Genomic DNA, 22,207 nt, shown 5'->3' on the forward strand with positions numbered 1-22,207 from the left:
CGGGTCGCCCAGGATTCCGCGGCGCTCGCCCAGGCCGCACAGCTGGTCGCCCGCTACGTCCCCGCCGCTCGCCGGCTGGAGCCCCTGGCCTTCGCCCGGACGGTGATCCGCGCCACCGAGCTGGAGCTTGATCTTCGCCTGGAGGCCGCCGGCTGCGACGAGCTGGGCGAGGTGATGGCCCGAGACGGCTACATGGCCGCGCCGGCGGTGATCTGGGAAGGCGTCGGCAAGCAGGTCCTGACCCTGGAATGGGCGGCCGGCGCGCCCCTGTCCGATCCCGCCGCCCTGGAGCTGCCGGGCCTGGACCGTCCGACGCTCGCCTCCAACCTGTTGCGGGCCTTCCTCTCCCAGGCGCTCGACCACGGCGTCTTCCATGCCGACCTGCATGAGGGGAACCTGTTCGTCGAGGCGCCGGCCAGGATCACGGCGGTGGACTATGGCATCGTCGGACGCCTCGGCCCCGATGAGCGGCGCTATCTGGCCGAGATCCTCTGGGGCTTCCTGGACCGGGACTATCCCCGAGTGGCCGAGGTGCATTTCCGGGCCGGCTATGTGCCCGCCCACCACGACCGGGCGGCCTTCGCCCAGGCCCTGCGGGCGGTGGGGGAGCCGTTGTTCGGCCGCGCCGCCAGCCAGGTCTCCATGAGCCGGGTGCTGATCCAGCTGTTCGAGATCACCGCCCTATTCGACATGCACCTGCGCCCCGAACTGGTGCTGCTGCAGAAGACCATGATGACGGTGGAGGGCGTGGCCCGCCGCATCGATCCCGACCACGACATCTGGGCCGCCGCCGATCCAGTGGTGCGCCGCTGGATCGCCCGGGAGCTGGCCCCGCCCGCCCAGGCCAAGCGCCTGGCCCAGGAGAGCCTGGACATCCTCCACGGCCTCAAGCGCCGGCTGCAGGCGCCGGAACCCACGGTGGCCGTGGTCGCGAGTCCCGAGCGGGACTCCGGCTGGCTGTGGTTCTTCCTGGGCGCCTTGACCACCGGCGGCGCCTTCCTGCTGGGCGCGCTCGCCTGAGAGCAGAGCGGCGTCAGTCGTCGCCGCGCTCGGCTTCCCGGACCTTCTGTTCTTCCCAATAGGCCGCGCCATTGTCGGGCTTGAACATGGTCCGCGGCGCGCCGGCCGCCGTGGCCACGGCGAAGATGTTGGCGTCGGGATCATAGATCAGGGTGTCGCCATTGCCCCGCTTGAGCGTCTCGGCGCCAGCCGGCGGGTCATTGACGAAGGCGTGGGCCTTGCGGACGAAGTCGTCCAGATCCGTAGCCCCGAAGGCCTCGCCATTGCGGGCATAGGCGCGCTCGGCGTTTTCCTGAGCCGAATAGCGCTGGGTCTCCGACCACAGGGGCCGGCCGTCCACCTGCGGGATCGGCGCCCGCGCCGCGGCGGAGGATGTCGCCGGCGCCGTGGCCGAGGCGTCCTGGGCCGCTTCACCCGCGCTGGGGGCCGGCGTCACCGCCGACGGGCCATTGTCGCAGGCGGTGAGAATGAAAAGGCTGGCGCCCGCAGCGAGCGCCCAAGCTGACCGCATCATCACGGTGTCTCTCCCCAGAGTTCAGCTTCAAGCTGTAGCGGAACGAACAAAGAACAGATGCGGCGGTTTGTCCAGCGCCTATATGCGGCTATAGCGTTGCGACCTTGACGGAAGGGACATCGGGCCTTGGCGGATAAGCGAGTTCTCCTGATCGTGGGCGGCGGCGTGGCCGCCTATAAGGCCCTGGAGTTGACGCGGCTGCTGCGCAAGGCCGGTGTCGGCGTGCGGCCGATCCTCACCAGCGCCGGCGCCCAGTTCGTCACCCCCCTGTCCCTGGCGGCCCTGGCCGAGGACAAGGTCTATTCCGAGCTCTTCTCGCTGACCGACGAAGCCGAGATGGGCCATATCCAGCTGTCCCGCTCCGCCGACCTGGTGGTCGTCGTCCCGGCCACCGCCGACCTGATGGCCAAGGCCGCCCACGGCCTGGCCGGGGATCTCGCCTCGACCACCCTGCTGGCCACCGACAAGCCGGTGCTGATGGCGCCGGCCATGAATGTGCGCATGTGGGAGCACGCCGCGACCAAGCGGAATCTGGCGACCCTCAAGGCCGACGGCGTCGCCTTCGTGGGTCCCGACGAAGGGGCCATGGCCTGCGGCGAATATGGTCCCGGCCGCATGGCTGAGCCCGCCGTCATCTTCGGAGCGATCATGGGGATGCTGGAAGGCGAGGCTGAGCGCCCGCTGGCCGGCCGCCGGGCCATCGTCACCGCCGGCCCCACCGTCGAGCCCATCGACCCGGTGCGCTATCTGACCAACCGCTCCAGCGGCAAGCAGGGCTATGCGATCGCAGAGGCCCTGGCGGCCCTGGGCTGCGAGGTCACCCTGGTGTCCGGACCCACGGCGCTTTCGCCCCCTGCCGCCGTCAAGCGGGTGCAGGTGGAGACGGCACGCCAGATGCTGGCCGCCTGCCAGGCCGCCCTGCCCGCCGATCTGGCCGTCTGCGTCGCCGCCGTCGCCGACTGGCGGCCGGCTGACGAAGGCGCGGTGAAGATCAAGAAGACCGGCGATGCGCCCCCGGCCCTGCGGCTGGTGGAGAACCCCGACATCCTGGCGACCCTGTCGGCGGCCGGACCAGACCGTCCGCAGCTGGTGGTCGGCTTCGCCGCCGAGACCAACGATGTGGAAGCCTACGCCCAGGCCAAGCTGGCCCGAAAGGGCTGCGACTGGATCGTGGCCAATGATGTCAGCGTCGAAGGCGTCATGGGCGGCGACGACAACACCGTCTCCATCGTCAGCGCCACGGGCGTGGAGCGCTGGGACAAGACTGCAAAATCCGACGTGGCGGCCAAGCTCGCCCAGCGCATGGCGAAGGCCCTGGCATGACCCCGAAGATCAAGATCACCCGCCTGCCCCACAACGCCGACCTGCCCCTGCCGGCCTATGAGAGCGCGCTGGCCGCCGGCATGGACCTGCGGGCGGCCGTACCCGAGGACGCGCCCGTCGTGCTGCGGCCCATGGAGCGGGCCATGGTTCCCACGGGCCTGGCCATGGCCCTGCCGCCGGGCTTCGAGGGCCAGGTGCGTCCGCGTTCGGGTCTGGCGGCCAAGTCCGGCATCACCTGCCTCAACTCGCCGGGCACGGTGGACGCCGACTATCGCGGCGAGATGAAGGTCATCCTGATCAATCTGGGGGAAGAGGACTTCACCATCCGGCGCGGCGACCGCATCGCCCAGCTGGTGATCGCCCCGGTGATCCAGGCGGCCTGGGAAGAGGCCGAAAGCCTGGACGAGACCGCCCGCGGCGCCGGCGGCTTCGGCTCCACCGGCGCAAGCTAGCGCACCTAGTCGTACCAGGCCCGGCCGGCCCGTTCGATCAGGGCGAAGGCCCCGGCCGGGCCCCAGCTTCCGGCGGCATACGGCTTGGGCGCCATGCCGGCCTCGGCCCAGGCCTCGGCCACGCCGTCCACCCAGCGCCAGGCCTGCTCGACCTCGTCGCGGCGAACGAACAGCGCGCTGTTGCCCAGGATCACGTCGAGGATCAGCCGCTCATAGGCGATGCGCCGGCGCGCATTCGGTCCCGAATAGGCCCGCAGCAGGGACAGCGACAGGGGCAGGGACTGCAGCCGCATGCCGCCTTGCGAAATCCCCGGCGCCTTGTTCATCAGCAGGAGCTCGATGTCCTCGTCCGGCTGCAGGTCGATGACCAGCCGGTTGGCCACCAGGTCGCCCTCGGCCTGGCCGCCGAAAATGGAGTGGGGCACGCCCTTGAACTGGATGGCGATCTGGGTCCGCCGCTCGGGCAGGCGCTTGCCGGTGCGCAGGAAGAAGGGCACGCCGGCCCAGCGCCAGTTGTCGATATCCACCCTGAGCGCCACGAAGGTCTCGGTGGCGCTCTCCTGGCCGCGCTCCTCCTCATAGGAGGTCGCCGACTGGCCCTGGGCGACGCCGGCGGCGTACTGGCCCCGTACGCTGGCCTGGGCGACATCCTGGCGGGTGAAGGGGCGGAGCGACCGCAGCACCTTGACCTTCTCGTTGCGCAGGGACTCTGCCTCCATGTCCGAGGGCGGCTCCATGGCCACCAGGCAGAGGAGCTGCAGCACATGGTTCTGGATCATGTCGCGCAGGGCGCCGTGCTCGTCATAATAGGGCCAGCGGTCCCCGACCCCTTCGGTCTCGGCCACGGTGATCTGCACGTGGTCGATGGTCAGGTTGTTCCACAGGGGCTCGAACAGGGTGTTGGCGAACCGCAGGGCGATCAGGTTCTGCACCGTCTCCTTGCCCAGATAGTGGTCGATGCGGAAGACCTGCTCCTCCTCGAACACCTGCGCCAGGGCGGCGTTGATGCCCCTGGAGCTTTCCAGGTCGTGGCCGATGGGCTTTTCCAGCACGATGCGGCTCTGCGGCGTGATCAGGCCGGCCCCGGCCAGGGCCTCGCAGACCCCCACATAGAGGCTCGGCGACAGGGCGAGATAGAAGATCGGCGCCTGGGCCTCGCCCAGGGCCTCAATGATGACGGACAGCCGATCGGCCTTGGTGGCGTCCACCGCCCGGTAGTCCAGCCGCTCGACAAACCGCGCCCAGACATCCTCGTCCAGGTCCTGTGGGCTGGCCCGCTCGGTCACGGAGTCCCGGACCATGGCCTGGAAGGCGCCGGGCTCGATTTCGGCCCGGGCGGCGGCGACGATTTTGAATCCGTCGGGCAGGAATCCATCGGCGTCCAGGAAGTAGAGCGAGGGAAACAGCATCCGCAGGGCGAGGTCCCCGGCGCCTCCGAACAGGACGATCGCATCGGCTTGAGGCGCCTTGACCATGGATTTAATCTCCCTGGGCTGGAAATCGGTCGGGTGCGGTGGAGCTCGGGACCAGTAAGCCCTAACCCATTTAGGCAACGTCAAGGCCATGGCCCGGTTCGCCCCGAACCGCCAAGGCGTCAGGAGAAGGAGCCAACCTCGCCCGGGCGCGTTCTGCGCCCACAGGGGCGAATTTCACGGCATGACGATTATTGAACAGACACCTGCAGAGCTGGCGCCGCCGGCCCTGGACCTCACCCGATCGGCCCTGTTCCTCGACCTGGACGGCACGCTGGCGCCCATTGTGGCGCGGCCCCAGGACGTGGGCCCCGAACCCCGCCGCACCGCCATCCTGGAGGAGCTGGTGCGGCGCATGGATGGCCGAGTGGCCATACTGTCCGGCCGGACCCTGGCCGAGATCGACTACATTCTCGACGGCGCCGTGCGCCCCGTGGCGGCCGTCCACGGCCTGGACCGGCGCGAGCCCGACGGGTCCCACAGCCCGCCGGCGCCCCATCCCGACCTTCCGGCGGTGGCCGACGCCTTTCGTGAGCTGGCGGTCGCAGCGCCGGGCCTGCTGGTGGAGGCCAAGGGCCTCAGCGTCGCCCTGCACTACCGTCAGGCGCCCGACCAGGAACCGGCGGTCCGCGCCCTGGCCAGCGCCTGGGCTGAGCGCACGGGTCTGAAGATGCAGCCCGGGCACATGGTGGTCGAGCTGCGCACGCCTGGGCCGGACAAGGGCGACTCCCTGGCCACCTTCATGCACGCCGCGCCGTTTCGCGGGGCGATCCCGGTCTTTGTTGGCGACGACCAGACCGACGAACCGGCCTTCGCCGCCGCCCGCCGTCTGGGCGGCGCCGGCGTACTGGTGGGCCAGGTTCGGAACAGTGCGGCGACCCATCGGTTGGAAGATGTGAACGCAGTACTGGATTGGCTGGAGGCCGCCCTATGAGTCGTCTGATCGTCGTGTCCAACCGGGTGAATCCGCCGGGGGGCAAGGGCGAGGAAAGTGTGGGTGGCCTGGCCATGGCGCTTGCCGCGGCGTTGCGCGAGTATTCCGGGATCTGGTTCGGCTGGAGCGGGCGGACCACGCCGATGTTCACCGGCCAGCTGGCCATGCGCCGCATCGAGGGCGTCACGGTGGCGACGGTCGATCTCGAGCAGAGCGACTATGACGAGTATTACAACGGCTACGCCAACAAGACCCTGTGGCCTCTGTTCCACTACCGGGTGGATCTGACGGCCTACGACCGCACCTTCGACGAGGGCTATCAGCGGGTGAACCGCCGGTTCGCCGAGACCCTGCGTCCCCTGATCGAGCCGGACGACCTGATCTGGGTGCACGACTACCACCTGATCCCCATGGCCCGGGAGCTGCGGCGCTTGGGCGTCAAGAACCGGATCGGCTTCTTCCTGCACATCCCCTGGCCGGCCCATCAGCTGATGGTCACCCTGCCCAGCCACAAGGCCCTGGTGGAAGCCCTGTTCGACTACGACCTGGTGGGCTTCCAGACGCCGGAATACGTCACCGCCTTCCAGGAATATGTGGAGGCCGAGGCGGGCGGCGAGATTCTGGCCGAGGACCGGCTGAAGGCCTTTGGCCGCACCGTCCAGACCGGCGCCTTCCCCATCGGCGTCGACGCCCAGGACTTCGCCGAGATGGTCGCCTCCGATCGGGCGGCCAGGACCTATGACCGGATGGCCGCCCATACGGTGTTTCGCAAGCTGATCATCGGGGTGGACCGGCTGGACTATTCCAAGGGCCTGGAGGAGCGGTTCCTCGGCTTCGAACGGTTCCTGGCCGACAATCCCGAGCTACGCCGGGAGGTGCTGATGGTGCAGGTGGCGCCGGTCAGCCGGGAGTCGGTCAGTTCCTATCAGGAGATCCGCGGCCGGCTCGACGCCCTCTCCGGACGGATCAATGGGGAGCACGCCGACCTGGACTGGAATCCCTTGCGCTGCGTGAACCGCAACTATCGCCGGGACGAACTGGCCGGGCTCTATCGCGCCGCCAAGGTCGGGCTGGTGACGCCCCTGCGGGATGGGATGAACCTGGTGGCCAAGGAATATGTCGCGGCCCAGGATCCCAAGGATCCGGGCGTCCTGATCCTGTCGCGGTTCGCCGGCTCGGCCAATCAGCTGCCCGCCGCCCTGATCGTCAATCCCAACAGCCCCGAAGAGATTTCCGAGGCCCTCAAGCGCGCCCTGACCATGCCGCTGGCGGAGCGAATCGAGCGTTGGCGCGCTTTGTTCAGCAATGTTCAGGGCGAGGATGTGGGCGCCTGGCGCGACGCCTTTGTCGGCGCCCTGGCCGGCGATGACCCGGTCCAGGAGGCGTCCGCCCTGGCCAGCTGACGAAAGGATAGATCCATGGCGGAGAAACTGGCGCGCTACCGCGAGATGCGCGACTTCGCCAAGACGCAGGAGCCCTCGGGGGCCGATGGCGTTACGCCCTCCAAGCGCCTGCGCTTCGTCATCCAGAAACACGCGGCCACCCGCCTGCACTACGACTTCCGCCTGGAGCTGGACGGGGTGTTCAAGTCCTGGGCGGTGACCCGCGGCCCCTCCCGCGATCCCGCCGACAAGCGCCTGGCGGTGGCCACCGAGGACCATCCCCTGGGCTATGGCGACTTCGAAGGGACCATCCCTAAGGGCGAATATGGCGGCGGCTCGGTCATGTTGTGGGACCGGGGCTATTGGGCGCCGGAGCCCGGCTTCGATCCGGAAAAGGCCCTGAAGAAGGGCGAGCTGAAATTCGTGCTGGAGGGCGAACGCCTGCACGGCGGCTGGGTGCTGGTGCGGATGAAGCGCGACCGGACCGGCGGCAAGCGGGAGAATTGGCTGCTGATCAAGCACCGGGACGAGGCCGCCGTCGAGAGTGATGATCTTCTGGAAACCGAGGACACCTCGGTCGCCTCAGGGCGGGCCATGGAGGCCATCGCGGCGGGGACCGGCAAGGGGCCCAAGCCTTTCATGCGCGGCAAGGCCAAGGCGCCCGCTCCGGCCGACGACGTCTGGGAGAGCCGGCCCAAGGGCGAGCCGGCCAAGCCGGCCAAGGCCGCGACGAAGGCGAAGCCGGCCAAAGCCAAGGCTGAACCCAAGACCACGTCCGCCCTGCCCGGCTTCGTTCCGCCCCAGCTCTGCAAGTCGGTGGACCGGCCGCCGCAGGGGACCGGCTGGGCCCACGAGATCAAGTTCGACGGCTATCGCCTGCAGCTGCGGGTGAAGGACGGCCAGGCGACCCTGAAGACCCGCAAGGGCCTCGACTGGACCGAGAAGTTCCAGGCCATCGCCGATCACGCCACAGCCCTGCCCGACGGCCTCTATGACGGCGAGGCCGTGGCCCTGGACGACAACGGCGCCCCGGACTTCCCCGCCCTGCAGGCGGCCCTGTCCGAGGGCCACAGCGAGGACCTGATCTTCTTCGCCTTCGACGCCCTGTTCCTGGAGGGGGAAGACCTGCGCGCCCTGCCGCTGCGGGAGCGCAAGGACAGGCTCAAGGCTGTGCTGGAGCGCCGCGCCAAGCCCCTGGCCGGTCAGATCCGCTATGTGGAGCACTTCGAGACCGCCGGCGACGCGGTGCTGCAATCGGCCTGCCGCCTTTCCCTCGAAGGCGTGATCTCCAAGCGCATGGACGGCCCCTATCGCTCGGGCCGCAGTCAGGACTGGGCCAAGTCCAAGTGTCGGGCCGGGCATGAGGTGGTGATTGGCGGCTGGACGGGCGCCAAGGGTCAGCTCCGCTCCCTGCTGGTGGGCGTCCACCGGGGCGACCATCTGGTCTATGTGGGTCGGGTCGGGACGGGCTTCGGGCGCGCCGTGGTCGACCGGGTCCTGCCCCAGCTGGAGGCCCACGCCGCCGACAAGAGCCCGTTCAGCGGCCCCGGCGCGCCGAGGAAGTCTGGCGACATCAACTGGGCGCGCCCCGACCTGGTGGCCGAGATCGAGTTCGCCGGCTGGACCGGCGAGGGCATGGTCCGCCAGGGCGCCTTCAAGGGCCTGCGCGCCGACAAGCCCGCCGAAGAGGTCGAGGTCGAAAAACCCGCCCCGGTGGAGGAGGTGGAGCTGGCCCAACCCAAGCCCACGGGCGCCAAGTCCTCGGCGGCGAAGGCTGGCGGCAAAGGCCGGCCAGCCGGATCGGTGGTGGTCATGGGGGTGGCGATCTCCAGCCCCGACAAGGCGCTCTGGCCGCGCTCGGCCGACACCGACGCCCCCCTGACCAAGGCCGACCTGGCCCGCTATTTCGAAGCGGTCGGCCCCTGGATGATCGACCATATCCGCGGCCGGCCCTGTTCGGTGATCCGCACCCCCGACGGGATCGGCGGGCAGAGCTTTTTCCAGCGTCATGCGGGCAAGGGCGCCTCGCACCTGATCGAGCAGGTGGACGTGGCCGGCGACAAGCAGCCCTATTTGCAGATCGACCGCATCGAGGCCCTCGCGGCGCTGGCCCAGATGGGGGCCATCGAGCTGCACCCCTGGAATTGCCGCGAGGGCGATCCGGAGACGCCGGGGCGGCTGGTTTTCGATCTCGACCCCGGACCGGGCCTCGATTTCGACGACGTGGTCGCCGCCGCCCGGGATGTAAAGGACCGGCTGGAGGCGCTCGGCCTCGTCGCCTTCTGCAAGACCACCGGCGGCAAGGGCCTGCATGTGGTCACGCCGCTGGCCAAGGCCCGCGGGCTCACCTGGGACACGGCCAAGGCCTTCGCCCATGACGTGGCCCGCCAGATGGCCGCCGACGAGCCGGATCGCTATGTGGCGGTGATGTCCAAGGCCAGGCGCGAGGGCAAGATCTTCGTCGACTATCTGCGCAATTCCCGGCTGGCGACGGCCGTGGCGCCCTTGTCCCCCCGGGCCCGCGAAGGGGCCGGGGTTTCGATGCCGCTGACCTGGGGCCAGGTGCGCAAAGGTCTAGACCCGATGCGCTACACCCTGCGCACCGTGCCCGACCTGCTGAAGAAGACCGAGGCCTGGGCCGACTACGCCGAGGGCGAGCGGCCGCTGGCGCCGGCCATCCGCAAGCTCGGCAAGGTCAAGGCTTAGGCGTCAGGATCAGCGCGTGTTGGGATCGTTGGCCGGCCGCTCCAGCCAGGGCTCCACGCCAAGCTGGCCGGGAATGGCCTGCAGCGCCGCCTTGAGCCGGCTGTTGGTCTCCGACATGCAGCCGCCGTCGTGGTTGAGCGTGGTCATCTCGCCGGCCGCGTCGGTCCAGACCACCGTATAGGTCGGCAGGTCGCTGGCCAGTTGCTCGCATTCGGTCTGGGCCGTGGTCCCGCTGGCCGGCCGCCAAGGCGCCAAGGACCGGGCCACCGCCTGATAGGCGCCGGGCGCGACCGTCTTTTCCTTCAGGCCGACCACCGTGGTGTGCCGCTCGCCCTCGAACCGCACGGCCCCGTCCGGCGCCACGCTCAGCGAATAGACCGGGCAGAAGCCAAAGCACGGCCCCACGGCCAGGCTGATCGTCTCGCTCCGGGCGGCTTGGCCGCCGCCGTCCATGGGCGTGGCGCAGGCGGCGAGGCTCAGCAGGAGCGTCGAGGCGGCGAGGGCTTTGAACATGAGCATCTCCAAGGGTCGCCGGGCGCCGGGACCTGCCCACCCAGTTCGCCGGCCAATATGGCGAAGACGAGGCGCGCTCAGCGTCGGCGGACAGGCTTGGCGCTGAAGCCGGGGGTCAGCAGGGCTTCGCGCTCGCGGGGCGTGATCGGCCGCCAGCGGCCCTCCGGCAGGTCGCCGACCTTCAGGGGGCCGATCCGCAGCCGGTAGAGGTCGATGATCGACAGGCCCACCAGGTCGCACATCCGGCGGATCTGGCGGTTGCGGCCCTCGGTCAGGATGAAGCGCAGGCGCTGGTCGCCCGCCAGGGTGACCTTGGCGGGCTTCAGCTGGCGGCCGTCCAGGGCCAGGCCGTGGCGCAGGCGCGCCAGCACCGGCTCGCCGATGTCGCCGCGCACCCGCACCAGATATTCCTTCTCCATCTGGGAGTCCGGGCCGATCACCGCCTTGGTCACCACCCCGTCCTCCGACAGGATCAGCAGGCCGCGGCTGTCCAGGTCCAGGCGCCCCACCGGCGCCAGGCTGCGGTCGGCGGCCGGGATCTCGGTATCGTCCCCCCACAGGGCCTGGCGGGTCAGCAGCCGGGCGGCGGGAACCTGGCCGGGCTCCGGCTGGGCTGAGACATAGCCCACCGGCTTGTTGACGATCACCGTCATCTGGCCCTCGAGGCGGGCCTGGGCGCCGTCGTCCAGGGTCAGCGTCTGGCCGTGCTCGATCTTGCGGCCGGGGTCGGAGACGGTCTCGCCGTCGATGGAGACCTGGCCTGCGGCGATCAGGGCCTCGGCCTCACGGCGGGAACAGACGCCGCTCTGGGCCAGCCAGCGATTGACCCGCTGGGGCTCGGCCTCCTCATAGGTGCGCGTCCAGGCCATCAGCCGGTCTGGCGCTCGCGCTTGCGGATGAACATGGCCGCATCGGCCTGGGCGACGATGGCCTCGGCCTCGCCATCGTGCGGGATTTCGCAGACCCCGAACGAGATGTGCAGGGGCGCCGACCAGTCGCCGAACTGGATGGGCGCCTGCTCCAGGGTCCGAGCCAGGGCCTCGGCCTTGGCCTGGGCGGTACGGGCGGTGGCCTGCACCAGGATGACGGCGAACTCGTCGCCCCCCATCCGCCCGACGACGTCGCTCTCGCGCACCAGGCCGGTCAGCCGCTCGGCCACGGCCTTGAGCACCGCGTCGCCGGCCGCGTGGCCGAACCGGTCATTGACGCTCTTGAAGTCGTCGAGGTCGAAATAGACCAGGCTGGCGGGCGAGGCGTAGCGGCGGGAAAAGGTCTGCACCCGCGACAGCTCGCGCATGAAGGCCCGGCGGTTGAGCAGCGGCGTCAGGGGATCGCGGTCGGCCAGGCCCTCGACCTCGGCCAGCTTGGCCTTGAGGCGGGCGACCTCGCCGCGCAGGTCGTCGATCTCGCTCAGCAGGGTCTGCAGGGCGCCGCGGACCACCGGCGTCATCTCGGCTTCGGAAATCCCCAGGAACCCCGAGCTATCGACCGGCAGGGCGCGGGCGGCCGCGCTCTGGGCGCCGGCCTGGGCCAGGGCCCGCTTGCGGATCGCCGCAAAGGGTTCGGTGCGTGCGCCCGTGATCTTCATGGGAAGGGAATCACATCCAGCCTTAACCATAAGAATCGTACCGGTGATCGGTTGCCGGCGCAAAGGCGGCGCCTATACTCCGCGCCTTTCCGATCGAGGGGCCCGTCCGATGGCCAATTCCCACCCCGCCGGCCCAGGCGGCTGTCCGCCCGTCGCCATTATCATGGGCAGCCGCTCCGACTGGCCGACGATGCGGCTGGCGGCCGAGCAGCTCGACGCCCTCGGCGTGGCCTGGGAGGCCAAGGTGGTCTCGGCCCACCGCACGCCCCGGCGGCTCTATGAGTTCGCCACCACCGCCAAGGCGGCGGGCTACAAGGTGATCATCGCCGGGGCCGGCGGCGCGGCCCACCTGCCGGGGATGGCCGCCTCGATGACCGAACTGCCGGTCCTGGGGGTGCCGGTGGAGTCCAAGGCCCTGAAGGGCATGGATAGCCTGCTGTCCATCGTCCAGATGCCCGGCGGCATTCCCGTCGCCACCCTGGCCATCGGCGAGGCCGGCGCCAAGAACGCCGGCATCCTGGCCGCCCGCATCCTGGCGCTCGGCGACGCTGAGTTGTCGGCTCGGTTGACCGCCTTCGCCCGGGACCTGGCCGGGGCCGTGGCCGAGACGGTCGAAGATTGATGGCGTCGGGCTTTCCCCTCGCGCCGGGCGCGACCATCGGCATTCTCGGCGGCGGCCAGTTGGGGCGGATGCTGGCGCTCGCCGCCGCCCGCCTGGGTTTCGACGTGGTGATCCTCACCCCGGAGCTGGACGCGCCGGCCAGCCGGGTGGCGCGGGAAACCCTGATCGCCGCCTTTGACGACCCCGACGCGCTGGCCCGCCTGGCCGACCTTTGCGACGTGATCACCTATGAGTTCGAAAACGTGCCGGCCGCCGCCGTGGAGCGGCTCAAGGCCCTGGGCGCGCCTGTGGCCCCCAATGACCAGACCCTGGCCGTGGCCCAGGACCGGGTGGCCGAAAAGACCTTCCTGAACGCGGCCGGCGTCGCCACCGTGACCTTCGCCCCCCTCGACAGCGCCCAGTCGGCCGCCGAGGCCGCGGCCCTGATCGGCGTCCCGGCCCTGATGAAGACCCGCCGCGAGGGCTATGACGGTAAGGGCCAGAAGTGGGTCGAGCACGCCGCCGACGCGGCGAGCGTCTTCGAGGCCCTGGGCGGCATGCCCTGCATCCTGGAGGCGCCGGCAGACTTCGTCCGCGAGCTGTCGGTGATCGCCGCCCGCGGCCGCGATGGTGGCCTGGCCATCTATCCCCTGGCCGAGAACCACCACGAGGACGGCATTCTGCGGCGCACCGTGGCGCCCGCCCCGGCGGCGGCCGACCGCGCGGCCCAAGCCGAGCGCATCGCCGCCCAGATCCTCACCCGCCTGGACTATGTGGGGGTGATCGGCATCGAGCTGTTCGAGCTGGCCGACGGCCGCCTGCTGGCCAATGAGATCGCGCCGCGGGTGCACAATACCGGCCACTGGACCCAGGACGGCTGCGAGGTCTGCCAGTTCGAGCAGCACATCCGCGCCGTCGCCGGCTGGCCGCTGGGCCCCACCGAGGCCCGCGCCCATGTGGAGATGATCAACCTGCTGGGCGACGAGGCCGACGCCTGGCTGAAGCTGGCCGCCGAGCCGGAGACCCGCATCCACCTCTACGGCAAGCGCGAGGCCAAGCCCGGCCGCAAGATGGGCCACATCAACCGGCTGTCTGCGCTTTAGACCGTGCGACCGCCCTCGTCCTTCGAGGCCCTTCGGGCGCCTCAGGATGAGGACGGAATGAGACGCCCGCCCCACCTCCCTCATCCTGAGGTGCGAGCGACAGCGAGCCTCGAAGGACGCAAGGCCTCTCATTCTCGTCGCCCTCGGGCTCGTCCCGAGGGTCCCTGTCGAGGGCAGGCGCGAGCGTCACGAGGGATCCTGGGCACAGGGCCCAGGATGACGGCGGTGGGGTGGAGAGACTGCGTCACCGCCCTCGTCCTTCGAGGCCCCTTCGGGCGCCTCAGGATGAGGACGGACTGAGACGCTTCAGCCCACACCCACCTCCCTCATCCCGAGGTGCGAGCGGCAGCGAGCCTCGAAGGACGCAAGGCCCCTCAGCCGTAGCGCATGCGGCCCAAGGACTCGGCGAGGCCCTTCAGCGCCAGCGACGGGCGGATCTTCGTCGTCGCCTTCCACTTTTCGAAGCTCATCACATTGGCGATGCGGGCGTCGACGAAGGTCATGGAGGCCTCGCGGCCCGAATGCAGGCGGATGGCCAGGGCCGTCGAGAGGATGCCCGACAGGATGGCGCGCTTGGAATAGTGGTTCTCGTCGGTGGCCGTGTCGCCGGCCCAGCGCCAGAGCTGATCGGCGCTGTCCCACAGCAGGCGTCCGCCCAGGGTCAGGTTCTGCGGCAGGGCCAGGAAGCCGGTCCAGCGGCGCACCGCGGCCTCATCCTGGGCCGCAGCGTCCAGCCGCGCCTCCACCGCCGCGCGGATGCGGATGCGGATTTTCAGGCTTGTAGGGTCGGTCCCGGCCAGGGCGGCCAGGGCTCTCTTGTCATGGCGGCGGCCGAGCAGGGCGGCCAGGTCGGCGGCGCCATTGGGCAGCAGGAGCTCGGTCTCGCCGGCGCTCAGGCCCACATCGGCGCCGGCGCGGATCGCCAGGCGCCGGGTCCAGCCCTCGTGGACGACATGGACCAGCGCGGCGTCGAGGACCTTGTCCTCGGTCTCACGGGCCCAGGCGTCGGGATCTTGGTCGGCGGCTTGAGAAGGATCGGTCATGAGTCTCATCCTAACCGCAGCGAATACGCCCGTCCTGCGTGGACATCGGCAAAGCCTTCTGTTATCTGGCGCCCTTCGGCTCCGGAGGCGGCTGCTTTCGGGGTCTAACCGTTTTTGTTCTTAACGCCACCGCCCATGCGCAGGCTGGCGCACAGGCTGGAAGGCAGGAGAGAGTCCCCTGGTTCAGATCTTCGTCCGCGACAACAATGTCGACCAGGCCCTCAAGGCCCTGAAGAAAAAAATGCAGCGCGAAGGCTCGTTCCGCGAGATGAAGCGCCACGTGCATTACGAGAAGCCCTCGGAAAAGCGCGCCCGCCAGAAGGCCGAGGCCGTTCGCCGCGCCCGCAAGCTGGCCCGCAAGCGCGCCCAGCGCGAAGGCCTGATCGCGGCCCCCAAGCGGCCTGCCCGCTAGGACGCCGACGGGGCGGCCCTGCGCCATCCCGGCACGACAGATTGATTTAGGCCGCGCAGCTCGCCTGCGCGGCCTTTCTCGTTTGGGCGATTGGTCGCTTGCAGGCCCATCCTAGGGCCAAGCTTCCGTCCGCGGCCACCTGTCGCCCTGGCCCGACCCTTGCTGGTGAATCCGCTCAGGCCATCCTATCTTAGTGTGAACCTGAGTTTTCCCGAGACGGAACAAGAAGCACATGAACATGCGCAACATGGCGATCTGGGGCGTCATCGTCGTCGTCCTGATTGGCCTCTACAGCATGATGAGCGGAGGCGGTCAGGCCGCCAACTCCCGCGAGATCACCTATTCCCAGCTGCTCGACCGGATCGACGCCGGTCAGGTGGACTCCGCCGTGATCCGTGGCTCGGCCGTCGAGGTGCGGGACGCCCAGGGTGAGGCCTTCACAGCCGTCACCCCCAACAACCAGGACGATCTGGTCAGCCGGCTTGAAGCTCAGAACGCCGACATTTCGGTCAAGCCGGCCGGGGGCTTCACCCTGGTGGGCTTCCTGCTGCAGTCCCTCCCCATCCTGCTGCTGATCGGGGTGTGGATCTTCTTCATGCGCCAGATGCAGGGCGGCGCCCGCGGGGCCATGGGCTTTGGCAAGTCCAAGGCCAAGATGATGACCGAGAACAAGAACCGCGTGACCTTCGACGACGTGGCCGGCGTCGACGAGGCCAAGGAAGAGCTGACCGAGATCGTCGACTTCCTGAAGGATCCGCAGAAGTTCCAGCGCCTGGGCGGCAAGATCCCCAAGGGCGCCCTGATGGTCGGCCCTCCGGGTACGGGCAAGACCCTGCTGGGCCGCGCCGTGGCCGGCGAGGCCGGGGTGCCGTTCTTCTACATCTCGGGTTCGGACTTCGTGGAGATGTTCGTCGGCGTCGGCGCCAGCCGGGTGCGCGACATGTTCGAGCAGGCCAAGAAGAACGCGCCCTGCATCATCTTCATCGACGAGATCGACGCCGTCGGCCGCCATCGTGGCGCAGGCCTGGGCGGCGGCAATGACGAGCGCGAGCAGACCCTGAACCAGCTGCTGGTGGAAATGGACGGCTTCGACCCGTCCGAAGCCATCATCGTCATCGCCTCGACCAACCGTCCCGACGTGCTGGACCCGGCCCTGCTGCGTCCCGGTCGTTTCGACCGCCAGGTGGTGGTGTCGAACCCCGATATCGGCGGGCGCGAGCGCATCCTGCGCGTCCATATGAAGAACGTGCCCCTGGCCGCCGACGTGGACGTCAAGACGGTGGCCCGCGGCACGCCGGGCTTTTCCGGCGCCGACCTGGCCAATCTGGTCAACGAAGCCGCCCTGATGGCCGCGCGCAAGAACCGCCGCATGGTCACCCAGCGCGACTTCGAGGACGCCAAGGACCGGGTCATGATGGGCGCCGAGCGCAAGTCCATGGCCATGACCGACGACGAGAAGCGCCTGACCGCCTATCACGAAGGCGGCCACGCCCTGCTGGCCCTGAACGTCCCGGCCACCGATCCGGTGCACAAGGCCACCATCATTCCCCGCGGCCGCGCCCTGGGGATGGTCATGCAGCTGCCCGAGCGGGACCAGCTGTCCATGTCCTATGAGCAGATGACCTCGCGCCTGACCATCCTGATGGGCGGCCGCATGGCCGAGGAGCTGATCTTCGGCAAGGACAAGATCACCTCGGGCGCCTCGTCCGACATCGACCAGGCCACCCGGCTGGCGCGGGCCATGGTCACCAAGTGGGGCTTCTCCGACAAGCTCGGCGTGGTCTCCTATGGCGAGAACCAGGACGAGGTCTTCCTGGGCCATTCGGTGTCGCGCACCCAGAACGTCTCGGAAGAGACCGCCCGGCTGATCGACCAGGAGGTCAAGGCTCTGGTGCAGAACGCCTTCGACGAGGCCCGTCGCATCCTGACGGACAAGATCGAAGAGCTGCACACCCTGGCCAAGGCCCTGCTGGAATATGAAACCCTGTCCGGCGACGAGATCATCAATGTGATCAAGGGCGTCGCCCCCAAGCGCGAAGAGGCCGACAGCCCCCGGGCGCTTGGCCCGGCGGTGGCCGTGCCGATCTCGCCGCGCCCAGGCCCCGAACCGGCCTGACCCAGACCGCCTGATCCAGATCGCCTGGGGCGGGGCTTCAGCCGTGCTCCAGGCGCTTGGCGGCCTCGGCCACCACCTGGCGACCCCAACGGGTGAGATCGCGCCGTTGGAGTTTTTCAAGGGCTGCAGCATGCGCCGTGTCGCCGAACCGCCGGCGCAGGTACGCCGCCTCTTCGGAGGCCTCATGCTGAAGGCGCTTTCGGCGCCTCAGATAGCGTATCGGGTTCATCATATTCAAAACGCTATTCGCTCCCCCAAGCGTCACCTTCTTATCCGTACCTCCCTAGACCGGGGTTGTGACATGCTCGTCGCGCTCACACTGAGCACTTCCAGTATTTCTCCTTCGGCGCCGCAGCGATTGGCGCCCTTTCCCCTTGGAAGATAAGGGAATAGGCGTTGGAAAATCTGCAACCTCGAGACGCGTGACTTACCTATGACGAGAGCGCCGGCCCCTGGACGGCCCCTGGTCATGGGGATTCTCAACCTGACGCCGGACAGCTTTTCCGACGGCGGCCGACATGCCCACCCCGCCGCAGCCCTGGAGCAGGCCCAGCGTCTGATCGCCCAGGGCGCCGACATTCTCGACATCGGCGGAGAGTCCACCCGCCCCGGCGCCGACCCGGTGAGCGCCGAAGACGAGATCGCCCGCACCCTGCCGCTGATCACGGCCCTGCGGTCGATCAGCGACATCCCCCTGTCCATCGACACCATGAAGCCCGCGGTGGCCCGCGCCGCCGTGGCGGCGGGTGCGAGCCTCTGGAACGACGTCGCCGCCCTACGCTACGCCCCCGAGGCCTGCGACGTGGCCGCTGAACTGGGTTGCCAGGTGGTGCTGATGCACATGCAGGGCGAGCCGCGCACCATGCAGGCGGCCCCTCACTATGATGACGTCACCGCCGAGGTCTGCGACTTCCTGGCCGGCCGGGCCCAGGCCGCCATGGCGGCGGGGGTGGCGCGGGAAAAGATCTGGCTCGATCCCGGCATCGGCTTTGGCAAGACGGTGGACCACAACCTTGCCCTGCTGGCCCGTCTGGACGACGTGGTCGCCCTGGGCTTTCCGGTCCTGCTGGGCGCCAGCCGCAAGCGGTTCATCGCCGCCCTGCACCCGGCCGCAGACGCCCCTGACGCCCGGGCGCCGGGCTCGATCGCCGCGGCCCTGGCCGGCGCTCAGGCCGGGGTCGCCGCCGTGCGGGTCCATGACGTGGCCGAGACGGTCCAGGCCCTCGACGTCTGGGGGGCGATCGCGAACGCGGCAGGCGCTGCCGCCTGAAGCCCTAGCCCCGGCCGATGAAGGGCATGTCGGTGGCCATGACGGTCATGAACTGAACATTGGCCTCCAGGGGCAGGCCGGCCATGAAGACCACCGCCTCGGCGACGGCGGCGACATCCATCATCGGCTCCGGCGCCAGGCTCCCATCGGCCTGGGGCACGCCCTTGGCCATGGCGGCGGTCATCTCGGTGGCGGCGTTGCCGATGTCGATCTGGCCGCAGGCGATCCCATAGGCCCGCCCATCCAGGCTGGTCGACTTGGTCAGGCCGGTGATGGCGTGTTTGGTGGCGGTGTAGGCCACAGACCTCGGTCGCGGCGAATGGGCCGATATCGACCCATTGTTGATGATCCGGCCGCCCCGGGGATCCTGGTTCTTCATCAGCCGGAAGGCGCCTCGCGTGCAGAGGAAGGCGCCGGTGAGATTGACGTCCACCACCCGGCGCCAGGCCTTGAGCGACAGGTCCTCCAGGGGAACCGGCGGCGCCCCGGTCCCGGCATTGTTGAACAGCACATCCAGCCGGCCGAACCTGGCCTCCACGGCGGCGAACAGGGCCGCCACCTGATCCTCGTCAGACACGTCGGCCGGATGGATCAGCACATCGGCCGGCGGCAGGTCCGCGGCCGTGGCCTCCAACGCCTCGCGCCGACGGCCCGTAAGCGCGAGCCCATAGCCCGCCTCGTGCAGGGCGAGCGCACAGGCCCGCCCGATTCCAGAACCGGCCCCGGTGACCAGGGCGAACTTGGCGCGTGTCGTCATAGGGCCAGCCTCGCGCGGCGTGCGCCTGTGGGCAAGGCCGTCTGGCCTCTCGTCAGGGGCCGGCGGATATGGAAAAAGCGCCCATGACCTCCTCCACCGCACCCCTTGGCCGGGTCCTGATCATCGCCGGCTCGGATTCCGGCGGCGGCGCCGGCATCCAGGCCGACCTCAAGACCGTCCTGGCGCTGGGCGGCTATGGCGCAACGGCGATCACCGCCGTCACGGTGCAGAACACCCTGGGCGTGACCGGCGTTCATCCGATCCCGGTCGACATCGTCCACGCCCAGGCCAGAGCCGTGCTGAGCGATATCGGCGCCGACGCCATCAAGACCGGCATGCTGGGAGACGTGGCCATGGTCGAGACAGTGGCGGGCCTGCTGGACGAGGCCCCGGGCCTGCCTGCCGTCATCGATCCGGTGATGATCGCCAAGGGTGGCGCGGCCCTGCTGCCGCCCGAGGCCATCGCCGCGGTGCGCAGCCTGCTGGTTCCCCGGGCCGGCCTGCTGACCCCCAACGCCCCGGAGGCCGAGGCCCTGACCGGCCTTTCGGTGGAGAACCAGGACGACCAGCGCCGGGCCGGGGCGGCCCTGCTGGAGCTCGGCGCCCGGGCGGTGCTGATGAAGGGCGGCCACGTGGCCGGCGAGCGGGTCGTCGATATCCTCATGACCCGCCACGGCGAGAGCCTCTATGAGGCCGAGCGGCAGGAGACCCGCCACACCCACGGCACCGGCTGCACCCTGGCCTCGGCCTGCGCCACGGGCCTCGCCCAGGGCCTGCCCCTCGACGCCGCCGTCGCCCAGGCCTGGGCCTATGTGCAGGAGGCCATGTCCAGCGCGCCGGGCCTGGGGAAGGGCCATGGCCCCCTGGACCACGGCTGGACCCTGCGCCGATGAGCGCAAGCGAGGCCGAGCTGGAACAGCGCCTGGCCGACATTCTGCGGGCCGCCCCTGGCCTGATGAGGGTGATGGCGACCGCCCGCGACCTCGCCCTGCCCGACTGGATGATCTTTTCCGGGGCCATCTATCAGAAGGCGGTCAACCACCTGACCGGCCGCGACCCTGACTATGGGCTGAAGGATTATGACCTCGGTTATTTCGACGCCGGAGACCTCAGCTACGAGGCCGAGGATCAGGTGATCCGCCGGGCGGCGGCGGCCTATCCCCCGCCCCTGGACGCCCTGGTGGAGGTGCGCAACCAGGCCCGGGTGCATCTGTGGTTCGAAGAGCGGTTCGGCGAACCCTATGCGCCTCTGAACTCAAGCGCCGAGGCCCTGACCCGTTTCACCTCGACCATGTTCGCCGTCGGCGCCCGCCTGGACGGTGATGGGACCTTGCGCATCTTCGCCCCCTTTGGCCTGTCGGACCTGTTCGCCCTGCGGCTGGTCCCCAATCCCCTGCGCCAGACCCTGGGGTTCGCGCGGACGGCGGCGGCGGCCCAGGCGCGCTGGCCGGAGCTGACCATCCAGGTTTGATCGCCGAACGCGGCAAGCTCTGCCTTGATGGCGGCGTTGCGAGGGCATAACTGGGCGGCATAGACGCCAGCAGCGAGTCCTTCCATGCGCCAGTGGACCATAGACGCCTTCGCCACGGCCCCGTTCCGGGGCAATCCCGCCTGTGTGGTCGAGCCCTTCGAGGCCTGGCCCACGGACGACTGGATGCAGGCCCTGGCCGCGGAGAACAACCAGGCCGAGACCGCCTTCCTGTTGCGGACAGATGATCCGGCGCGCTTCGGCCTGCGCTGGTTCACCCCGACCCTCGAGGTGCCCCTGTGCGGCCACGCCACCCTGGCCAGCGCCCACATGCTGTTCGCCGAGCTTGCCGTCACGGCGCAGGCCGTCACCTTCGACACCCTGTCGGGACCGCTCATCGTGTCGCGTCAGGCTGACGCCTACGCCATGGATTTTCCCGCTGCGCCCGTCCATCAGATCGAGACGCCAGACGGCCTCGCCGACGCCCTGGGGGCCGAGCCGCGGGAGGTCTGGGCGGGCCCCTTCCTGGTGGCGGTCCTGAAGGACGAGGACCAGGTGCGCGGCCTCACCCCCGATCTCGCCGCCCTGAAGTCGATTTCCAGCGCCGCCACCCAGGGCCGCGGCAATGTCGGGGTCAGCGCCCTGGCCAAGGACCAGCCCTATGATGTGGTCAGCCGCTTCTTCGCGCCGGGGTCGGGGATCGCCGAGGACCCGGCCACCGGATCCCTGCACTGCATGCTGAGCCCGATCTTCGCCGCGCAGCTTGGTCGGCCGCGCCTGGCCTTCCACCAGGCCTATCCCGGCCGCGGCGGCGACCTGGACTGCGAACTGGCCGGGGACCGGGTGATCCTGCGCGGCCAGGCGATCAGCGTCATCGAGAGCCGGCTGCGGCCATAGCCCCCACGCAGAACGAACCGGAGCTTGCGCCCCGGCTCGTCCGCCGTCTCAGTGACCGGCCTTAGCGGCGATTGCCCTGACCATAGCCCTGACCGTAGCCCTGGCCGTAGCGGCGATCGTCGTCGCGGCGCTCCACATAGATCCGGGCGCTAAGCCCATCCATCCGGCGATCGAGATCGGCCATTTCCCAGCGGGTCAGGCCGCCCTGGCGGTAGCGATATTCCAGGCGCTGGAGATTGTTGAACTCGGCCCGGAGGCGCGCAGCCTCGCTGCGGGTGATGGCGCCGCTGCGCTGCCCCATATCGATCCGGCGTTCCAGGTTGGTCTTGCGCTGGGCGATGGAAATCCAGGCCGGCGCCTGGACGGGCTGGGCGCGCGGGCCGCCATGCTGCGGGCCGTGATAGGCCGGGGCCTGGCCTTGATATCCGTATCCCCCAGGCGCGGCGGACGCGGCGGTGGCCAGCCCCGCCGTCAGGGCGGCGCCGGCGGTGAGGGCGATCAGCAGGGACTTCATGTGCAAACTCCTCGTTGCAGGTCAGCCGCGAGCCGCGGCGTCGAGGAGGAGAAAAGCACTGGCGCGGTGACGCCTGTCTGAGTGCGACGTTGTCCGGCGTTCACCGGATTCGAGGCGGCCGA

At 69.7% G+C, this 22,207-nt stretch carries 23 protein-coding genes; 14 read left to right on the forward strand and 9 right to left on the reverse strand.

The window, feature by feature from the left end; all coding sequences use genetic code 11:
- Positions 1-1,020: AarF/UbiB family protein (locus tag V7702_RS09615; RefSeq protein WP_335649894.1), on the forward strand; the 1,020-nt coding region annotated here is incomplete at its 5' end.
- A gap of 13 nt (positions 1,021-1,033) precedes the next feature.
- On the opposite strand, the gene V7702_RS09620 is transcribed toward V7702_RS09615, so the two are convergent.
- A complete protein-coding gene (locus tag V7702_RS09620; RefSeq protein ID WP_335649895.1) occupies positions 1,034-1,534 on the reverse strand; it encodes a hypothetical protein in 501 nt (166 codons plus the stop codon).
- A gap of 126 nt (positions 1,535-1,660) precedes the next feature.
- On the opposite strand from V7702_RS09620, the gene coaBC reads away from it, so the two are divergent.
- Both coaBC and dut read left to right on the forward strand, forming a co-directional pair.
- The gene (gene coaBC, locus V7702_RS09625; RefSeq protein ID WP_335649896.1) at positions 1,661-2,857 is read left to right on the forward strand and encodes a bifunctional phosphopantothenoylcysteine decarboxylase/phosphopantothenate--cysteine ligase CoaBC; all 1,197 of its coding nucleotides are present in this window, start codon (positions 1,661-1,663) and stop codon (positions 2,855-2,857) included.
- On the forward strand, positions 2,854-3,309 hold the full coding sequence (dut, locus tag V7702_RS09630; protein ID WP_335649897.1) for a dUTP diphosphatase: 456 nt from the start codon (positions 2,854-2,856) through the stop codon (positions 3,307-3,309). Before coaBC ends, dut begins: the two co-directional genes overlap by 4 nt.
- A gap of 5 nt (positions 3,310-3,314) precedes the next feature.
- On the opposite strand, the gene zwf is transcribed toward dut, so the two are convergent.
- The gene (gene zwf, locus V7702_RS09635; RefSeq protein ID WP_335649898.1) at positions 3,315-4,784 is read right to left on the reverse strand and encodes a glucose-6-phosphate dehydrogenase; all 1,470 of its coding nucleotides are present in this window, start codon (positions 4,782-4,784) and stop codon (positions 3,315-3,317) included.
- Between the two features lie 181 nt (positions 4,785-4,965).
- Between zwf and otsB the strand changes: the two genes are divergently transcribed.
- The 3 genes from otsB to ligD are packed head-to-tail and all read left to right on the forward strand — an operon-like array spanning position 4,966 to position 9,803.
- A complete protein-coding gene (gene otsB, locus V7702_RS09640; protein ID WP_335649899.1) occupies positions 4,966-5,715 on the forward strand; it encodes a trehalose-phosphatase in 750 nt (249 codons plus the stop codon).
- Complete coding sequence (gene otsA, locus V7702_RS09645) at positions 5,712-7,118, forward strand: alpha,alpha-trehalose-phosphate synthase (UDP-forming) (protein WP_335649900.1); 1,407 nt, start codon at positions 5,712-5,714, stop codon at positions 7,116-7,118. The genes otsB and otsA overlap by 4 nt, the downstream gene beginning before the upstream one ends.
- Positions 7,119-7,133: 15 nt before the next feature.
- Entirely contained in the window at positions 7,134-9,803 is a 2,670-nt protein-coding gene (ligD, locus tag V7702_RS09650) for a DNA ligase D (RefSeq protein WP_335649901.1), read from the forward strand.
- Positions 9,804-9,812: 9 nt separating this feature from the next.
- Here ligD and V7702_RS09655 read toward each other — a convergent pair whose 3' ends face one another.
- The 3 genes from V7702_RS09655 to V7702_RS09665 all read right to left on the reverse strand — a co-directional run bounded on the left by V7702_RS09655 (position 9,813) and on the right by V7702_RS09665 (position 11,904).
- On the reverse strand, positions 9,813-10,316 hold the full coding sequence (locus tag V7702_RS09655) for a DUF6438 domain-containing protein (protein WP_335649902.1): 504 nt from the start codon (positions 10,314-10,316) through the stop codon (positions 9,813-9,815).
- Between the two features lie 77 nt (positions 10,317-10,393).
- Positions 10,394-11,185 carry a pseudouridine synthase gene (locus V7702_RS09660; protein WP_335649903.1) on the reverse strand — a complete coding sequence of 264 codons (792 nt, stop codon included), beginning with the start codon at positions 11,183-11,185 and terminating at the stop codon, positions 10,394-10,396.
- The gene (locus tag V7702_RS09665; protein WP_335649904.1) at positions 11,185-11,904 is read right to left on the reverse strand and encodes a GGDEF domain-containing protein; all 720 of its coding nucleotides are present in this window, start codon (positions 11,902-11,904) and stop codon (positions 11,185-11,187) included. The genes V7702_RS09660 and V7702_RS09665 overlap by 1 nt, the downstream gene beginning before the upstream one ends.
- A gap of 109 nt (positions 11,905-12,013) precedes the next feature.
- Between V7702_RS09665 and purE the strand changes: the two genes are divergently transcribed.
- Together purE and V7702_RS09675 are read left to right on the forward strand one after the other, a co-directional pair.
- Entirely contained in the window at positions 12,014-12,526 is a 513-nt protein-coding gene (purE, locus tag V7702_RS09670; RefSeq protein ID WP_335649905.1) for a 5-(carboxyamino)imidazole ribonucleotide mutase, read from the forward strand.
- The gene (locus V7702_RS09675) at positions 12,526-13,608 is read left to right on the forward strand and encodes a 5-(carboxyamino)imidazole ribonucleotide synthase (protein WP_335649906.1); all 1,083 of its coding nucleotides are present in this window, start codon (positions 12,526-12,528) and stop codon (positions 13,606-13,608) included. The genes purE and V7702_RS09675 overlap by 1 nt, the downstream gene beginning before the upstream one ends.
- A gap of 374 nt (positions 13,609-13,982) precedes the next feature.
- Here the strand turns inward: V7702_RS09675 and V7702_RS09680 are convergent, their stop codons facing one another.
- Positions 13,983-14,651, reverse strand: coding sequence for a COQ9 family protein (locus V7702_RS09680; protein ID WP_335649907.1), 669 nt, complete (start codon positions 14,649-14,651; stop codon positions 13,983-13,985).
- A 178-nt stretch (positions 14,652-14,829) separates the two neighbouring features.
- Between V7702_RS09680 and rpsU the strand changes: the two genes are divergently transcribed.
- A complete protein-coding gene (rpsU, locus tag V7702_RS09685; protein ID WP_335649924.1) occupies positions 14,830-15,063 on the forward strand; it encodes a 30S ribosomal protein S21 in 234 nt (77 codons plus the stop codon).
- Positions 15,064-15,295: 232 nt separating this feature from the next.
- On the forward strand, positions 15,296-17,179 hold the full coding sequence (gene ftsH, locus V7702_RS09690; RefSeq protein ID WP_335649908.1) for an ATP-dependent zinc metalloprotease FtsH: 1,884 nt from the start codon (positions 15,296-15,298) through the stop codon (positions 17,177-17,179).
- Between the two features lie 37 nt (positions 17,180-17,216).
- Here ftsH and V7702_RS09695 read toward each other — a convergent pair whose 3' ends face one another.
- The gene (locus V7702_RS09695) at positions 17,217-17,408 is read right to left on the reverse strand and encodes a hypothetical protein (RefSeq protein WP_335649909.1); all 192 of its coding nucleotides are present in this window, start codon (positions 17,406-17,408) and stop codon (positions 17,217-17,219) included.
- A 240-nt stretch (positions 17,409-17,648) separates the two neighbouring features.
- Between V7702_RS09695 and folP the strand changes: the two genes are divergently transcribed.
- Positions 17,649-18,449 (forward strand): dihydropteroate synthase, encoded by an 801-nt coding sequence (folP, locus tag V7702_RS09700; protein ID WP_335649910.1) that lies wholly within the window; start codon positions 17,649-17,651, stop codon positions 18,447-18,449.
- Positions 18,450-18,453: 4 nt separating this feature from the next.
- On the opposite strand, the gene V7702_RS09705 is transcribed toward folP, so the two are convergent.
- Positions 18,454-19,206: an SDR family oxidoreductase gene (locus tag V7702_RS09705; RefSeq protein WP_335649911.1), complete on the reverse strand. Its 753-nt coding sequence runs from the start codon at positions 19,204-19,206 to the stop codon at positions 18,454-18,456.
- A gap of 83 nt (positions 19,207-19,289) precedes the next feature.
- Between V7702_RS09705 and thiD the strand changes: the two genes are divergently transcribed.
- The 3 genes from thiD to V7702_RS09720 all read left to right on the forward strand — a co-directional run bounded on the left by thiD (position 19,290) and on the right by V7702_RS09720 (position 21,571).
- Positions 19,290-20,099: a bifunctional hydroxymethylpyrimidine kinase/phosphomethylpyrimidine kinase gene (gene thiD / locus V7702_RS09710; RefSeq protein WP_335649912.1), complete on the forward strand. Its 810-nt coding sequence runs from the start codon at positions 19,290-19,292 to the stop codon at positions 20,097-20,099.
- A complete protein-coding gene (locus tag V7702_RS09715) occupies positions 20,096-20,677 on the forward strand; it encodes a nucleotidyltransferase family protein (protein ID WP_335649913.1) in 582 nt (193 codons plus the stop codon). The genes thiD and V7702_RS09715 overlap by 4 nt, the downstream gene beginning before the upstream one ends.
- Before the next feature lie 84 nt (positions 20,678-20,761).
- A complete protein-coding gene (locus tag V7702_RS09720; protein ID WP_335649914.1) occupies positions 20,762-21,571 on the forward strand; it encodes a PhzF family phenazine biosynthesis protein in 810 nt (269 codons plus the stop codon).
- Positions 21,572-21,632: 61 nt separating this feature from the next.
- On the opposite strand, the gene V7702_RS09725 is transcribed toward V7702_RS09720, so the two are convergent.
- Positions 21,633-22,085 (reverse strand): hypothetical protein, encoded by a 453-nt coding sequence (locus V7702_RS09725; RefSeq protein ID WP_335649915.1) that lies wholly within the window; start codon positions 22,083-22,085, stop codon positions 21,633-21,635.
- Positions 22,086-22,207 lie beyond the last annotated feature (122 nt).

The organism is Phenylobacterium sp., from assembly GCF_036963605.1.
Lineage (GTDB): Bacteria > Pseudomonadota > Alphaproteobacteria > Caulobacterales > Caulobacteraceae > Phenylobacterium.